This is a genomic window from Bradyrhizobium sp. 1(2017) (genome assembly GCF_011602485.2).
Taxonomy (GTDB): Bacteria; Pseudomonadota; Alphaproteobacteria; order Rhizobiales; family Xanthobacteraceae; genus Bradyrhizobium.
In genome coordinates, this window is the sequence record NZ_CP050022.2 from 5,982,278 (window position 1) to 5,998,519 (window position 16,242).

The 16,242-nt window shown below is 64.6% G+C and carries 16 protein-coding genes; 13 read left to right on the forward strand and 3 right to left on the reverse strand.

All coding sequences use genetic code 11. The annotated features are described in order from the left end of the window. Position 1 precedes the first annotated feature (1 nt). A complete protein-coding gene (locus tag HAP40_RS28400) occupies positions 2-1,354 on the reverse strand; it encodes an MmgE/PrpD family protein (protein WP_246741286.1) in 1,353 nt (450 codons plus the stop codon). A gap of 249 nt (positions 1,355-1,603) precedes the next feature. Here HAP40_RS28400 and HAP40_RS28405 point away from each other — a divergent pair, with 249 nt between their 5' ends. The 13 genes from HAP40_RS28405 (at position 1,604) to HAP40_RS28465 (ending at position 15,059) form a co-directional block, all read left to right on the forward strand. Beyond that, a complete protein-coding gene (locus tag HAP40_RS28405) occupies positions 1,604-2,497 on the forward strand; it encodes an NAD(P)-dependent oxidoreductase (protein ID WP_166814649.1) in 894 nt (297 codons plus the stop codon). A gap of 30 nt (positions 2,498-2,527) precedes the next feature. Further along, a complete protein-coding gene (locus tag HAP40_RS28410) occupies positions 2,528-3,922 on the forward strand; it encodes an MmgE/PrpD family protein (RefSeq protein WP_166814648.1) in 1,395 nt (464 codons plus the stop codon). 80 nt (positions 3,923-4,002) lie between these two features. Continuing rightward, the gene (locus HAP40_RS28415) at positions 4,003-4,938 is read left to right on the forward strand and encodes a branched-chain amino acid ABC transporter permease (RefSeq protein WP_166814647.1); all 936 of its coding nucleotides are present in this window, start codon (positions 4,003-4,005) and stop codon (positions 4,936-4,938) included. A 1-nt stretch (position 4,939) separates the two neighbouring features. Next, positions 4,940-6,712, forward strand: a complete 1,773-nt coding sequence (locus tag HAP40_RS28420) for an ABC transporter permease subunit (protein WP_166814646.1) — start codon at positions 4,940-4,942, stop codon at positions 6,710-6,712. Beyond that, positions 6,699-7,406, forward strand: a complete 708-nt coding sequence (locus tag HAP40_RS28425; protein ID WP_166814645.1) for an ABC transporter ATP-binding protein — start codon at positions 6,699-6,701, stop codon at positions 7,404-7,406. Before HAP40_RS28420 ends, HAP40_RS28425 begins: the two co-directional genes overlap by 14 nt. Before the next feature lie 33 nt (positions 7,407-7,439). Continuing rightward, positions 7,440-8,690 carry an ABC transporter substrate-binding protein gene (locus HAP40_RS28430; RefSeq protein WP_166814644.1) on the forward strand — a complete coding sequence of 417 codons (1,251 nt, stop codon included), beginning with the start codon at positions 7,440-7,442 and terminating at the stop codon, positions 8,688-8,690. Between the two features lie 32 nt (positions 8,691-8,722). Further along, the gene (locus HAP40_RS28435) at positions 8,723-9,949 is read left to right on the forward strand and encodes an ABC transporter substrate-binding protein (protein ID WP_166814643.1); all 1,227 of its coding nucleotides are present in this window, start codon (positions 8,723-8,725) and stop codon (positions 9,947-9,949) included. Between the two features lie 29 nt (positions 9,950-9,978). After that, positions 9,979-10,359 (forward strand): carboxymuconolactone decarboxylase family protein, encoded by a 381-nt coding sequence (locus tag HAP40_RS28440; RefSeq protein ID WP_008557226.1) that lies wholly within the window; start codon positions 9,979-9,981, stop codon positions 10,357-10,359. A 15-nt stretch (positions 10,360-10,374) separates the two neighbouring features. Next, a complete protein-coding gene (locus tag HAP40_RS28445; protein WP_166814642.1) occupies positions 10,375-11,145 on the forward strand; it encodes an SDR family oxidoreductase in 771 nt (256 codons plus the stop codon). 24 nt (positions 11,146-11,169) lie between these two features. Then, a complete protein-coding gene (locus tag HAP40_RS28450; RefSeq protein ID WP_166814641.1) occupies positions 11,170-11,910 on the forward strand; it encodes an SDR family oxidoreductase in 741 nt (246 codons plus the stop codon). Between the two features lie 23 nt (positions 11,911-11,933). Then, a complete protein-coding gene (locus tag HAP40_RS28455) occupies positions 11,934-12,650 on the forward strand; it encodes a GntR family transcriptional regulator (protein ID WP_166814640.1) in 717 nt (238 codons plus the stop codon). A gap of 24 nt (positions 12,651-12,674) precedes the next feature. After that, entirely contained in the window at positions 12,675-13,646 is a 972-nt protein-coding gene (locus HAP40_RS28460) for a tripartite tricarboxylate transporter substrate-binding protein (protein WP_166814639.1), read from the forward strand. A 438-nt stretch (positions 13,647-14,084) separates the two neighbouring features. After that, positions 14,085-15,059, forward strand: coding sequence for a SphA family protein (locus HAP40_RS28465; protein WP_246741285.1), 975 nt, complete (start codon positions 14,085-14,087; stop codon positions 15,057-15,059). 1 nt (position 15,060) lies between these two features. Here HAP40_RS28465 and HAP40_RS28470 read toward each other — a convergent pair whose 3' ends face one another. Both HAP40_RS28470 and HAP40_RS28475 read right to left on the reverse strand, forming a co-directional pair. Beyond that, positions 15,061-16,002, reverse strand: coding sequence for an HlyD family secretion protein (locus HAP40_RS28470; RefSeq protein ID WP_166814638.1), 942 nt, complete (start codon positions 16,000-16,002; stop codon positions 15,061-15,063). Next, entirely contained in the window at positions 16,002-16,241 is a 240-nt protein-coding gene (locus HAP40_RS28475) for a DUF3302 domain-containing protein (protein ID WP_166814637.1), read from the reverse strand. Before HAP40_RS28475 ends, HAP40_RS28470 begins: the two co-directional genes overlap by 1 nt. Position 16,242 lies beyond the last annotated feature (1 nt).

Below are 16,242 nucleotides of genomic sequence, written 5' to 3' on the forward strand. Positions count from 1 at the left end.
TCTAGTTCGAAGTTGTTTGGTGCGACGCCAATGGCCGCCGCAGCGACCGCACGAGATCGCCGACGTCATGCGCTGCATCGAGCCTCCAGACCGCATCAATGATGCGGTCCGCGTCCCAATTGCTTTGGCCGGTGCGGACGCCATCGCACAGCTTTTGCTCGAGCTCGCGATCTTCGAGCGGCGCAGCCTGACTGCCGCGCGGCGAGACGACCACCTCGGTGAAAGCCTCACCGGACGACAGGTTCAAGATCACGCGCGCTGCACCGTCGGGCATCTCGCGATCGAGCTCCGCCCACACCTTCTGCCGCAGCCGCGCAATATCGGCCCGGACCACGGTCTCCCGCGCGAATTCAGCGACGCCGGCCGCGCCGAGCAGCAGTCCGCAAGCCACGCAATGATGGATGCTGACCCGCGCATCGCGCTCGTTGTTGACGGGGCGATCGCCGCGTGCAAGCAGCAGCGCCGACCCCTGCACCGTCACCGAATCGACCTGATCAATTCGCCGTCCGATCCGTTCGCGCAACAGCAGGCAGGCATCGATCACCGCATGGAAGACGATGCCGGCGGGATAAGGCTTGTAGGTATTCTTCGCGATCTCCCAGGTCTTGCCCAGACCATCGAGAAGACGTGGGAGATCGGGCTCATCACCCATGGTGCGGGCCCAGCCGAGCGGCCCCTCGATGGCGCAGGGCGCAGCCTCATAGCCCTGCTGCGCTAACAATGCTGCGAACAGTCCGTTGCGCGCTGCGTTACCAACGCTGACATTCTTGGCGGCGCTCGGCAGGTTCTCGACATTACCGGCCGACTGGCTCGCCGCGATTCCAATCGCGTTCGCAATCCCTTCCGCAGGTAGATCCAACAACTTTGCGCAAGCCGCCGCCGCACCAAAGATCCCGCAGGTCGAGGTGATGTGCCAGCCGCGTGCATAATGGCGCGGCGACACCGCATTGCCGATCCGGCACTCGATATCCACGCCGAGGATGAATGCCGTCAGCACGTCCTGCCCCGACAGCCTTCGCGTCTCCGCGAGCGCCAGGACGGGAGCTGCGACCGGTGCTGCCGGATGGATGATCGTCTCGGGATGCGTGTCGTCGAAGTCGAGCAGATTGGCCGAGATGGCGTTGAGAAACGAGGCACATAGCGCATCCATCGGCTGCGAGTGGCCGATGACTGTCGAGGTCGCCGCGCCGCTGAACGGCGACAAGCTCCGCATCGCGGCCATCACCACCGGATCGCGTGCGGAGCCGAGCGCTGTCGCGAAGAAGTTGAGGATCGAGCGCCGCGCCTCGATGCTCTGCACCGCCACGTCCGCCCATGACGTGGCCGCGACGAAATCGGCGAGGGTCCTGCTCACGCTTGAAGTTGGGTCTTGCGGCACGCGGGGCGTCTTCCTCGTTTTTTCGGACCTTATGCCGATCCGCGTCAAACTGTCGACCCCAAATGTTATGCTTGACAGCTTGTCTGACAATCATAACAATCCTGCCGCTGGCGCGGGAACCCCGCCGCCGCAACGACGGCGGTCGTCGGGGCCGGCCGGCGAAGAACAAGACGAGAAGATCAAGAAGGCGCGCCCGTCACGGGTTCGCGCGACAGGGAGTGAACGATGGCGGGAGAGACGCTCGGCGTGATCGGAACGGGCCGCATGGGCGGCCCCATGGCGGGGCGATTAATGGACGCGGGCTATTCGCTCGTCGTCTACGACACGCAAACCGACGCGACGCAGCCGCTGGTCAAGCGTGGCGCCCTCGCCGGCAAGTCGCCGGCGGACGTCGCCTCGCGCGCCGACATCGTGCTCGCCAGCCTGCCGACACCGGATATCGTCAAGGCGGTTACGCTCGGCCAGGACGGCATCAGCAGCGGCAACCGCGCCAAGATCGTGGTTGACCTCTCAACCTCGGGTCCTGGCGCGGCGAAGTTCGTCGCGGAAGGCCTCAAAACCAAGGGCATGACGCTGGTCGATGCGCCCGTGAGCGGTGGCATCAAGGGCGCCGTCAACGGCACTCTGGCCGTCATGGTGTCGTGCCCGCAGTCCACCTACGAGACCGTGCAGCCGATCTTGAAGAATTTCGGCAAGCTGTTCTACACCGGCGACAAACCCGGCGTGGCGCAGACGGCCAAGCTCGCCAACAACCTGATGGCGGCGGCAGCGCTCGTGATCACATCGGAAGCTGTCGCCATGGGCGTCAAGGGCGGCGTCAACGCCAAGGTGTTGATCGATATCATCAACGCCAGCAGCGGCCGCAATAGCGCGTCCGAAGACAAATTCCCCCGTGCCGTGCTGCCCGGCACGTTCGACTTCGGCTTCGCCACCGGCCTCTCCTACAAGGACGTCCGCCTCTGCGTGGACGAGGCCGAGGCCATGGGCGTGCCGATGGTCTGCGGCGCGGTGGTGCGGCAAATGCTCGCGATCACCAATGCCAAGTACGGGGCGTCGTCCGACTTCACTTCGATCGCCAAGGTGCTCGAGGAATGGGCCGGCGTGGAGATGCGCGGCTGATCGCGCAAGCCTTGAGGGAGAGCGATTGCGATGACGATCGGCCCGACCGGATCCGGCAAGGTCTCGCTCGCGCGCCATATGGCGCGGAGCGTGCTTGTGCTGGATCTCGGAGACTTCAGGCCGGACGTCGTTGCCAAGGCAAAGCTCTGCCTGCTCGACTTCCTCTCCTGCGTATTCGAGGCCTCCCAAGATCCCTGGAGCCGCCAGGCCGTTGCGATCGCACAAGGTGGCGGCGGAGCAACGATCATCGGAACGTCGCAACTCTCCTCGCCGGCCGATGCCGCCTTCGCCAATGCCGTGATGGGGCATGGCCTCGTGCGCGAAGACATGCACGCGGCCAGCATCGCGCACCACGGGGTCGTGATCTGGCCGACATTGCTCGCGCTATCGGAACAAGCACCCCTGCACGGCGCAAGACTGCTCGCCGCCGCCATCATCGGCTATGAGACCGGCGCGCGGATCGGCCGCGCGTTGCTGACCTCCGATCTCGCTCGCCTCTATCGTCCGACCGGCCTCGTGGCCCCTCCGGGCGCGGCGCTCGCCGGCAGTTTTGCGCTCAGCCTATCCGAGGATGCCGCAACCAGCGCCATCGCGATCGCGGCCAACACGTCCAGCGGGCTGAACGAGTGGCCGCATGCTGGTGGCTCCGACATGTATTTCCATCCGGGCTTTGCAGCCAGCAATGCGATCAAGGCGGTCGGTCTGGCCGCAGCCGGCGCTTTCGGTTCCGAAACCATCCTCGAAGGCGAGGCCGGCCTCTTCGCCGCATATGGCCGTCAGGCTGCACCGGACAGCATCGCGCTCTTCCCTGACGGGGAGTGCGAGATCATGGCGGTCTACAACAAGCCGGTCCCCGCCTGCAACTTCGCGCAGACCGCCGCTCAAGCTGCGCTCCGCGTCTCGCACGAGCTCGCCAGCACCGATGAGATCGACCGCGTCGTCATTCGCGCCCCCGCTGCTGCGGTTCGCTATCCCGGCTGCGATTCCATGGGGCCCTACCGGAATGCGCTCCAGGCCAAGATGAGCATTCCCTTCAGCGTCGCCGCGACACTGGCGCGAGGGGAGATCGAGGAAGGCAATTACGCCGAACTCAATGATGCCGACATCATCCGCCTGGTTGCGCTCACCGATCTCAAGGCCGATGCCGGCTTCACCGCCGCCTTCCCCGCCAAGCAGGGTGCGGACGTGACCGTACATCTGCGCGACGGCCGGACGATCAGGCACGCGCTACCCGACGTCATCGCCGCAACGCCTGCAGAGGTTCGCATGCGATTCCGCGCTGCCGCTCATGGAGTCCTCGGCGAGGACCGCGCGCACCGGCTGGAGCAACTGATCGAGAACTGCGAACGGCTCGGCAATGCCGGCGACATCGTAGCGCAATGCCGCCTGGACGCGGCGGAACGGGTTTTACGATCGGCATCATAAGAAGTGCCGAAGAGTACGGGGGGAAACATGGTCGACTTCGAGACCTGCTTAGGTTCGTCAGCCGCGCGGAGGCGAGGCTGATGGAGGGATTTCTGCAAGCACTCGCCGCGGGCCTTTTGATTGGCGCCGTCTACGGCCTGATGTGCGTCGGGCTCGGCCTGATCTTCGGTGTCATGCGTGTCATCAACTTCGCCCATGGCGATTTCATGATGCTGGGCATGTATACCGCCTTCTATCTCTTCACTGCGGCCGGTATCCAGGCGTTCTTCGGCAACACGGTCGGGCCGTTCGTCGCCATTCTCCTGGCCGGGCCCGTGCTCGCCGTGTTCGGCTATTTCGTGCATCTGGCGCTGATCTCGCACGTCTCAGGCACGCGCACCGCCTCGCTCGAAGGCGAAGGCCATTATGCCCAGCTCATCCTCACGCTCGGCATCGCGCTGATCCTGCAGAACGGTGGCCTCCTCGTGTTCGGCTCGGTGCTGGCCTCGATCCGCACGCCGCTTTCGAGTTCGGCCTGGGAGCTCGGTCCCTTCTTCGACATGAGCATCTTCCTCAACAAGGCGCGCAGCATCGACATGATCGTGTCGCTGGCGATCATGATCCTGCTTTCGCTGCTGATCACACGCACGCGTATCGGAAAGTCGCTCCGGGCGGCCGCCGACAATCCGACCGCTGCGACCTATATGGGCATCGACGTTGACCGCGCGCACCGCACCGCCTTCGCGCTCGGCTGCGGAATCACGGCGATCGCCGGCGGCCTTCTTGCCACGAACTATCCGTTCCACCCGTTCGTGGGCCTCGAATATGTCATCGTCATGTATGCGGGCGTCGTGCTCGGCGGCATGGGCAGCATCATCGGCGCCTTCTGGGGTGGCATGACGATCGGCCTCGTGCAGCAGATGTCGACGCTGATCCTGCCGACGCAGCTGCAGAACGCCGCGATCTTCGCCGTATTCCTCCTCATCATCTTCTTCCGTCCGCAAGGCTTCTTCGGGCGAATGGTGGAGAGGACGTGACATGCTCCGGATGCGCTCCTTTCTGCCTCCCCTGCTCTTCACCCTCGCCTATGCCGCGCTCTCGCTCGGCGTCACCAATTCCTACTACCAGCTGATCCTGACGCTGGTGCCGGTGTGGGCGGTGTTCGGCCTGTCGTGGAACCTGCTAAGCGGCTACACCGGACTGATCTCGTTCGGCCACGCCGCGTTCTTCGGCATCGGCGCCTATGCGACCGCGCTCGGCCAGATCTACTTCGGCATCTCCCCCTGGCTGCTGATCCCCATCGCCGCCGTGCTCGGCGGCATCGCCGGGCTCTTGATCGGGTTTCCAACCTTCCGCCTCCAGGGGCACTATTTCGCCCTGGCGATGCTCGCCTACCCTCTCGCCATCCTCTACGTGTTCGAGTGGCTTGGCTTCCAGGAGGTGACGCTTCCGATCAAGCGCGATGCGCCGATCGCCTTTATGCAGTTCGCCGATCCACACATCTACACGCTGCTTGGGCTAGCGATCATGCTGGCCACCATCGTGCTGACGCAGTTGATCGAGCGATCCCGTTTCGGCATGGCGCTGCTTGCGATCAAGCAGAACGAGGCCGCGGCCGAGGCGGCCGGCATCAACACTCTGGCCTGGAAGCTGCGCGCGATCACGCTGAGCGGAGCCATTGCCGCCGCGATCGGCGGCTTCTATGCCCAGGTGCTGCTGGTCGTGACGCCGCAATCGGTGTTCGGCATGCTGGTGTCGGCACAGGCGCTGACGGTCGCCATGTTCGGCGGCGTCGGCACGGTCTGGGGTCCGGTCATCGGCTCGGTGATCCTGATCCCGCTCGCCGAGATCCTGCATGCCGAGGCCGGCGCGCGCTTCCCGGGCATCCAGGGCGTGATCTTCGGCTTCGCCATCGTCTGCGTCATCCTGCTGGCGCCGGAGGGCCTGTTCTGGAAGTTGCGCGATCTGCTGCGCAAGCGGATCGCGCCCAAGGCGGTTGCGGCCGATGTCCCCGAAACCGCGGCCGCCAATGTCACGGCGCTGAAGCCGGCCCCGCGGCAGCGCGCCGCCACCGGCGAAGTCATGCTCGAGGTCAAGAATCTCTCTCGATCCTTCGGCGGCCTCAAGGCCGTGCAGGATGTCAGCTTCAAGCTGCACAAGAACGAGATCCTAGGCATCATCGGGCCCAACGGCGCCGGCAAGACCACGCTGTTCAATCTCCTCAACGGCTTCCTGAAACCGAGCGAGGGCGAGGTTCTGATCGACGGGCGCAACATGTCCGGCCAACGGCCGCACGTGATCTGCGAGGCCGGTATCGGCCGCACCTTCCAGGTGATGCGGCCGTTCCTGCGCATGTCGATCCTCGACAATGTCGTGGTCGGCGCCTATGTGCGCGCGCGGTCCGACGAGGAGGCGCGCAAGCTCGCCGCCGACGCGGTCGCCCGTGTCGGGCTCTCCGCCGTCGCCGACCGTGTCGCGGGCGAGCTTTCGACCAAGGAATTGCGGCTGATGGAGCTCGCCCGCGCGATTGCCGGCCAGCCACGCATCCTGCTGCTCGACGAGACGCTCGCGGGGCTCGGACACGGCGAGGCGGACGAAGTCGTCGCGGTGATCCAGCAGCTCGCGCGCGACGGCATGACCATCGCGATCATCGAGCACACGATGCAGGCGATGGTCCGGCTGGTCGACAGGTTCCTCGTGCTCGACCACGGCGCCGTCATTACCGAAGGCCTGCCAGAGGTGGTGACGCGCGACAACCGCGTGATCGAGGCCTATCTCGGCAAGAAATGGATGGGCCATGCTGCGAATTGAGGGATTGAGCGCGGGCTATTCGGCCAAACCCGTCCTGAACGACATCTCGATCAATGTCGGCGCCGGCCAGTTCGTCGCGATCGTCGGCCCCAACGGCGCCGGCAAGACCACGCTGTTCAAGACGATCTCCGGCATCGTCAAGCCGAGCGGCGGGGCCATCACCTTCGACGGCATCGACCTCCTCGCGGTGCCGCCGCCGCAGCGCGCCCATCTCGGCATCGCCCACGTCCCCGAGGGCCGCCAGGTCTTCCCGTCACTGACCGTGATGGAGAATCTGGAAATGGGCGCGATGACCGAGAGCGGCCGGCGAGACTGGCAGAGTAACATTGAGCGCATCTTCGAATGGCTGCCGGTGCTGAAGGAGCGCCGCGACCAGTTCGCGGGCACGATGTCCGGCGGCCAGCAGCAGATGCTCGCGATCGGCCGCGGCCTCGCCTCCTCGCCGAAGCTCTTGATGCTCGACGAGCCCTCGATGGGTCTGGCGCCCTCGACCGCCGACTTCATCTTCGAGCGGCTGATCGAGATCCGCCGCCAGTCCGGCCTGACCATGCTGCTGGTCGAGCAGCGCGTAGCGGAAGCTCTGGAATCCGCCGACCACGGCTACGTCCTCGAAGCCGGCCATGTCGTTCTCGAGGGCAACAACGACACGCTGCGCGCCGACGATCGGGTCCGCAAAGCCTATCTCGGCATGTGACGACATAACAAAAAAGAGCAGGGAGCAAACAAGATGAACAAGACATCGAAGGGCAAGGCAGCGACAGGCCTGACGCGCCGAACCGTGCTGTCCGGCGCTGCCGCCGTAGGCCTCGCCGGCGTGGCGCGCGCGCAGACACCGGCCGAGATCAAGGTCGGGCTGATCGTGCCGCTTTCGGGCATCTATACCCGTCCCGGCCAGGTGATGAAGATGGGCGCCGAGATGGGCATCGAGCACATCAATGCGCAGGGCGGCATCAAGGCGCTCGGCGGCGCCAAGCTGAAACTCGTCGTGATCGACTGCGGCGATACCACCGAGAAGGCCAAGAACGCGGCGCAGCGCATGGTCGCACAGGAGCCCGACCTCGTCGCCGCGACCGGCTCCTATCTCTCCTCCTTCACGCTGGCGGTCACCGAGGTGACCGAGCGCGCCGAGCTGCCGGTGCTGACGCTGTCCTATTCGGACCTTTTGACCGACCGCGGCTTCAAATACATCTTCCAGACGGCTGCGACCGCAAGCCGCCAATCCGAGCTCGGCCTGCCGACGCTGATGAAGCTCGCCGAGAATGCCTCCGGCAAGAAGCCCAAGACCGTGGCGATGCTGATGGACAATACGGCGACTTCGGTCGCCACCGCCAAGGCGCTGAAGGAAAGACTGTTCGCGCAGGAAGGCCTCCAGCTCGTCGTGGAGGAGGTCTGGACCCCACCGCTTTCGGATGCGACGCCGCTGATCCAGAAGGTTCGCTCGGCAAAGCCCGATCTGCTGCTGTTCATGCCGAACGCAGTGTCGGACGCCAAGCTCGGCCTGGAGAAGATCAGCGAGTTCGGCCTCGGCCAGGGCAAGATCCCGACCGTGTCCTTCAGCATCACCATCGCCGAGCCGGACATGCTCCAGAGCGTAAGCCCGGAGACCGTGCAGGGCATCATGACCATTGTCGCCAATTGGGGTTCGAAAGGCCACGAGGCCCTGATCGCCGAGCTGAAGGCCAAATACAAGGAGCCCTGGATGACGCAGAACGTCATCTCGACCTATGGCGACATGTGGCTGATGAAGGAAGCCCTGGAGAAGGCCGGCAAGGCCGACCGCAATGCGGTCGCGCAGGCCTTCCGCACCATGGATGCCGGCCCGTCGAAATATTATCCGGGCGGCCAGCTCAAGTTCGACGAGAAGGGCCGCAGGATCGGCGCCGGCGTCGTCATCGTGCAATGGCAGTCGGGCGTGCCAGTCACCGTTTATCCGCCCGAGCTCGCGCAGGCACAGCCGTTCTGGCCGAAGAAATCATAGAGCATCGCGCATTTTCAGGGAGGAGAATTGTCATGAGCAAATTCACGATAAGTCGGCGAACACTGCTTGCCGGCGCGTCCGGCACGCTGATCGCATCCCGCGCCTGGGCCCAGCAACCTTCAGAGGTGAAAGTGGGCCTGCTGGTGCCGATCTCCGGTATCTACGCCCGTCCAGGTACGGTGATGCGGCAGGGCGCCGAGATGGCGGTCGAACACATCAACGCGCAAGGCGGCATCAAAGCGCTCGGCGGCGCCAAGCTGAAGCTCGTCGTGCTGGATTCCGGCGACACCACCGAGAAGGCCAAGAACGCCGCCCAACGCATGGTGGCGCAGGAGAGCGATCTGGTCGCGGCCAGCGGCGCCTATCTGTCATCCTTCACGCTCGCGGTGACTGAGGTCACCGAGCGCGCCAACCTGCCCGTCCTCACCCTCTCCTACTCCGACCTGATCACGGATCGCGGCTTCAAATACGTGTTCCAGACCTCGGCAACGGCGGGATCGCAGGCCCGTCAGGCCTTGCCGCAGATCATCAAGCTGGCGGAGACCGCGTCGGGCAAACGGCCGAAGACGGTCGCGATCCTCACCGACAACACGGCCGCCTCGATCGCCTCGGCGAAATCGATGCGTGAGGGCCTGCTGGCGGAGAACCAGCTGCAGCTGATCGTCGACGAGACGTTCACCCCGCCGCTGGCGGACGCGACATCGCTGGTGCAGCGGATCCGCTCGGCGAAACCCGATCTGCTCTTCTTCCTCCCGACGGTGATCTCGGACGCAAAACTGCTGCTCGAGAAGATGAACGAGTTTGGCCTCGGCCAAGGCAAGATTCCGACGATCTCGTTCGGCATCGCCATCGCCGAGCCGGACATGCTGCAGACCGTGAGCCCGGAACTGCTCCAGGGCGTCCTGACCTGCGTTGCGAGCTGGGGTGCCAAAGGCCACGAGGCCCTGATCGCCGAATTGAAGACCCGCTACAAGGAGCCGTGGATGACGCAGAACGCGATTTCCACCTACGGCGACATGTGGGTGATCAAGGACGCGCTGGAGAAGGCCGGCAAGGCCGACCGCGTCGCCGTCGGCGAAGCCCTGCGCACCATGGATGCGGGGCCTTCCAAATATTACCCACTGGGCGAGATCAAGTTCGACGAGAAAGGCCGCCGCGTCGGCGCCGGCATGACCATCGTGCAGTGGCAATCCGGCGTGCCGGTGACGGTGTTTCCGCCTGAGCTCGCGCTGGCGAAGCCGTTCTGGCCCAAGAGCTGATACCGCCCGAAAGAGAAACGGAGAACAGAATGGACAAGGCGACCTACGACCGCGGCCTGGAGATCCGCAAGAGCGTGCTCGGCAACGAGTTCGTCGACAAGGCGATCGCATCCGCGGACGACTTCAACCGGCCGATGCAGGACCTCACCACCGAGTATTGCTGGGGCTATGTCTGGGGACGTGAAGGCCTGACACGCAAGACCCGCAGCTTCCTCAATCTGGCGATGCTCTGCGCGCTCAATCGACCACACGAGCTGAAGACCCACGTCCGCGGCGCGCTCGCCAACGGCGCAACCCGCGAGGAGATTCGCGAGGTCTTCATGCAGGTCGCGATCTATTGCGGCGTACCGGCCGGCGTGGACGCGTTCCGGAACGCGAAGGAAGTCTTCGCCGAACTCGACAAGAAGTAGCGGAGAGCGGCTGCGATGAAGGGCAAGTGGGCGCTCGTGACCGGTGCGACGGCGGGCCTTGGCCTCGCCGTAGCCGAGGGCCTGGCCGGCGCGGGCGCGAACATTGTCCTTCATGATCTGGTTGCGCCGAAGCAGGCCGCGGACGATCTCCGCACCCGCTTCAGCGTCGAGGTCATCCCCGCGGCTGCCGACCTATCCCGGCGCGACGCCATCGAGACCATGATGGCTGACCTGCTCGACCGCTGCGGCGCCATTGATGTCCTCGTCAACAATGCGGTTATCAGGCATTTCTCGGCCATCGAGCAGTTTCCACCCGATCGCTGGGACCAGGCGCTCGCGGTGAACCTGTCGGCGCCGTTCCACCTGATCCGCCTCGCCCTGCCGGCCATGAAGCAGCGCGGCTGGGGCCGGATCGTCAACATGGGCTCGATCTATTCGAGCCGCGCGGTCGAGGACCGCATCGATTACGTCACCACCAAGACGGCCATTCTCGGCCTGACCCGCGCGGTGGCCATCGAGACCGCCCGCAGCGGCGTTACCTGCAACACGCTCTGCCCCGGCACGCTGCCGACGCCCGCAATCCTGAACAAGATCGCGACGATCGCATCAAGCAGCAATCGTCCGGTCGACGAGGTGACCCGCGAGTATCTCGGCGAGCGCCAGCCCACCCAGCGCTTCATCGAAATGGATGCGGTCGCCGCCATGGTCGTCTTTCTCTGTGGTCCCGCCGCAAACGACATCACCGGAGCCAGCCTGCCGATCGACGGCGGCTGGTCAGTTGCATGAGAATATTGGAATGGGAGTGCTGCGATGACTGAACAATCGGGCCACACCGTCGTCCTGACCGGCGCCGCCGGCGGCATGGGACGCGCCATCACCAAGGCGCTGCTGGACAGCGGTCGCCGCGTCGTGCTGGTCGACCGCGACGCCAAGGCGCTTGAGGAGCTGTCCGCCACGGCCGGCGACAAGGTGTTCCCGATCCAGCTCGACGTCAGCGATCCCCGGGCCGTGGATGGTCTGCCGGACGCCATTCCCGGCCATTTCAAGCCGGTCGATGTCCTCATCAACAATGCCGGACACGACATTGGCGGCCGGACCCGCTTCGACGCCGGCGCCGCCGACGACTGGTCCAACATCATTCAGACCAACCTGATCGGCCTGATGCGCGTCACGCGCGCGATCCTCCCCGAAATGGTTCGGCGCAACGCCGGCCATATCGTCAACATCAGCTCGATCAACGCCGTCCGGATCGTGCCCGACATGGCCGCCTACAGCACCAGCAAGGCCGGCGTGCACATGTTCACCGAGACCCTCCGGGGTGAGCTCGCGGAAACGGCGATCCGGGTCACCGAGCTCCAGCCCGGCCTGACCAGGACCAACATCATCCTGACCCGCTACCGCGGCGACAAGCAGAAGGAAAAGGACTATTTCGACCAGTTCAGAATGGCGCTCGACCCGGCCGATATTGCCCGCTCGATCGTGTTCGCCCTGGACCAGCCCGCCCACGTTCAAATTGCCGAAATGATGATTCTGCCTGTAAACCGGTACTAACTTTTCCCAACCAAGGCCCGGACATGGAAAGACGTAGCGAATTGCAGTCGACACTCCGCATCGAGGACGTCCCGACCGTCCGGGCGATGGTCGCGCAAAAGCTGCGCGAGGCGATCATGTCCGGAACGCTGAAGCCGGGCCAGCGCCTGGTCGAGCGTGAGCTCTGCGAGATGATGGGGGTCAGCCGCCCCTCGATCCGCGAAGCGCTGCGGGCGCTGGAGGCCGACGGGCTGGTGAATACCGTCCCCCATCGCGGGCCCGTGGTCTCCACGATCAGCCTGGAGGAGGCCCGGCAACTCTACGCGGCGCGCGCCGTCCTCGAAGGCTTCGCCGGCCGCGAATGCGCCAGGCTTCACGATCCGGACGTCGCTCGCCGGATCGGGGATGCCCTGACACGGCTGAAGGCGGCCGCCGCCAAGCAGGATCTCGTCGGGTGCCTCGAGGCCAAGACCGACTTTTACGCCGCGCTGATCGGCGGCTGCCGCAACGCCTTCATCGAGCGCGCGCTCAAGCCGCTGCACGACCGGATCCAGCTGTTGCGGATCACCTCGATGTCGCAGCCGAAGCGGATCAACAAGAGCCTGCGCGAAGTCACCGCGATCTGGCGCGCGATCCAGAACGGCGATGCGGACCTCGCCGAGCGCTGCTGCGTCGACCACATCAATGCGGCGGCGGTGGCCGCGCTCGACATGATCGAAAAATCGTCGGCGGCCAAGGAGGCGGCGGCGTCCGACGACTAGAACAATGCCGCCAGGGAGTGTTCGATGCCGTATCTCGTACGATCGCTGATCCTGTTTTTCCTGCTCACTCCCTGCGGCGCGGCCATCGCAGACGACTACCCCTCCCGCCCGGTCACGATGATCGTGCCCTTCTCCGCCGGTGGTCCCGGCGACGTGATCGCACGAATCCTCGGCAGCGCCATGAGCTCGCTGAAACAGTCCATCGTGATCGAGAATGTCGTCGGCGCCGGCGGCACGCTCGGCACCAACCGCGTTGCCAAGGCGGCCCCCGATGGCTACACGCTGCTCCTGATGCATGTCGGCCAGGCTACTGCGCCCGCCCTTTACGCCAAGCTACCGTTCGACCCGGTCGGCGATTTCGCGCCAATCGGGCTCGTCACCGACGTCCCGATGATCCTCGTGTCGCGCCCGAACTTTCCGGCCAAGGATCTCCGCGATCTGGTCGCGCACATTCGAAGCGCCGGCGACAAGATCACCTTCGGCAATGTCGGTCTGGGCTCAGCCTCGCAGCTTTGCGGCCTGATGTTCATGAGCGCCACCGATACCAAGCTCACCCCGATCTACTACAAGGGCGGCGGGCCTGCTTTGAACGACGTCATCGCCGGCCACATCGACGTCTATTGCGACCCTGCAACCGGGCCGACCCCTTATATTCAATCGAACACGATCAAGGGCTACGCGATCACCAGCAAAAAGCGGGTTGCAACGCTGCCGGACGTGCCGACCTCGGCCGAGGCCGGTGCTCCCGAATTCGATGTGACGACCTGGTACGGTCTCTACGCGCCCCGCGGCACACCGAAGCCAGTGATCGACCATCTTGTCGGCGCGCTGCAGACGGCACTGAAGGATCCCGCCCTAATCAGCCGTTTTGCCGAACTCAGCATGGCTCCGGTCGAATCCAGCCGCGCAACCCCGGATGCCCTGGAATCCTTCTTGAAGTCTGAGATCGGCAAATGGGGACGTATCATCAAGGCGGCCGGAATCGAACCCCAATAGAGCGGCCAACGGGCGGCGGCGCACCGGGCGCCGGCGTTGCCGGCGCTGCCTGATCCGGCTTGGCCCCCGGCCGCCCCAAGCAGCGAGGCGCGCTTTGCATCTCGCACACCTCGCCAAGCGTCACTAGGCTGATGAAACATTTCCGCCTTGCGCCCCGCGGGCAGATCGGAACTGGCGACGCCGCTTTGGAGATTCCGACGGTGAATGGCCCGTTGGCACAAACTGCATATTCATTGCCCCGAAATGCAGCATTGAGGCATTCTACCCGGCGTGGTCGCGTGACGATTAAGTCACTACCGGAGAAAAACGCTCAATCGCGCGAACCAAATCCCAAACGTGGCGCACCAGAGGCTTTGTCTTTCCCTACAATGAGTTGTCCCTTGGCGCTTCCGGGAACTTCGAATGATGGATCGATGGTCGCAACGAGCGCGCGCAATCGTGGCGCTGGTCGCGATCGCGCTGGTGCCGGTTTCGGCCAGGGCTGACAACGGCGGCATCGGTTTCTGGTTGCCGGGCACCATGGGCAGCCTCTCGGCAGTGCCTGGCCAGCCCGGGATGAGCTACACCTTTCAGTATATCCACCTCGACGCCGTCGCCGGCGGAGGCAAGGCCTTTCAGAACAATGCCAGCATCGTTGCTGGCCTGCGCGCAAAAGCCGATGTTGGAGTCTTCCTGCCGACCTACACGTTCGCAACGCCCGTGCTCGGCGGCCAGTTGACGATCGGGGCGGCAACGGTGCCGGGCAATATCGGCGTCGATATCAGCGCAACGCTGACGGGCCCGCGCGGCAACACGATTTCCGGTTCGGCCTTCGACAACAGGGTCACCTGGGGCGACCTGTATTACATCGGCACCCTGAAATGGAACTTCGGCGTCAATAATTTCATGACATACCTGTTCGGCAACATCCCGACCGGCACCTATGATTCCACCCGCCTTGCCAATCTCAGTCCCGGGTTTGTTTCGGTCGATACCGGCGGCGGCTACACCTATCTCAACCCCAAGACCGGCCGGGAGTTTTCGGTGGTCGCGGGGTTCAGCTTCAACGGTACGAATAATGCGCTGGATTACCGCAACGGCATCGACTTCCATGCCGACTTCGCGGCCTCGCAATTCATCGGCAAGAGCGTCCACATGGGGGCCGTCGGCTATGTCTATCAGCAAGTCACCGGCGACAGCGGTACCGGCGCAAAACTTGGCGACAACAGGGGCTCGGCGATCGGCCTCGGCCCGCAGATCGGCATCTTCTTCCCGGCATGGCAAGGCTATACCGGCTATGTCAACTTCCGTGGCTATGTCGACATCCACACTGAAAACCGGCCGACAAACTCCACATTCATGGCGACCCTGAGCTTTGCGCCGGCCGCTCCGGAGCAACCGGTAACGCCACGTGGGCCGCGGCACTTGAAATAGGTCAGAACGGGTTGACATAGTTTACGATCGCCACCTGACGCAGGATCACGCGCCGGACCACATGCGTCGGCTTCAAATGTTCGGTGTAGATCGCCGCCGTGCCGACCGAGCCGGCGGGAAGACTGCGCGCGATCGCGCCATCATCCAGCTTGACCCGCACCACGAAGGGCGCGGCCACGATCGTCCCTGGCATCACTGCAGAGCCCGACGTCTGTGTCTGTCCGGTGGCGATCGCCTGCAGCACGCTTTCGACCTTGCCCTTGTAGATATGGCCAGGCGCGAACTTGAAGGTCACTTCGGCCTCCTGCCCCGGCTCGACATAGCGGGCATCGTTCTGGTTGATCTCGACACCGATGAGGGTGTCCGAGGTATCGATGAAGGCCATGACAGGCGAGAGTGGCAGGTTCGCCACCCGGGCGCCCTTGCGCAGCGCGAGGTTGGTGACGTAACCGTCGGCCGGCGCTCGCACCGTGGTCTTGTCGAGATTCCACTGTGCGGCCTCGAGCTGGCCCTTGAGCTGATCGACCTCGGACTGCCGCTGCTCGACATCGAAGCCACGGCCGGAGTCGCGCTCGAAAAGCTGCGTCATCTGGACAAGGCGGGTCGAGGACAGCCTTAGCTGCGCCTCGATCGTCTTGACCTGCGCCTGGAATGGCGTGGGATCGATCTTGAACAATACATCGCCCGCCCGGAGAGGCGTGTTGGCCATGACCGGCACCTCGGCCACCTCCCCCGCCACGTCGGGCACGATCGAGACGGCATGTCGCACCACCAGCGCCGAGCCCTGCGGCGCGCCCCAGCCCATCGGAACGAGCAAGCCAAACAGCGTCAGCAGGATGACGAGAAACGGCGAAACCTTCCAGAACAGGTTGAACGGCACGATCCGGAAATGCACCAGCAGGAACAGCAGCACGAGGTAGGAGTTGATGATCGCAACGCCCATCAGGCCTCTCCCGCCTTGCGCGCGGGCACATCGACATAGGCCCAGATCAATACCACCGGCCACAGCGCAAAGCCGCAGATCAGCGTGATCCAACCCGCCACCGTCACCGCCTGCGCCCAGGGGTGGCCACGGCCCTTCGCAATGTGCCCCGGCAGCCAGCCCGCGATGCAGAACACGCCGACGCAACTGGCGACCAGGATGATCAGCACGATCCAGGCGAAGATGTCGTAGCCGGTCATG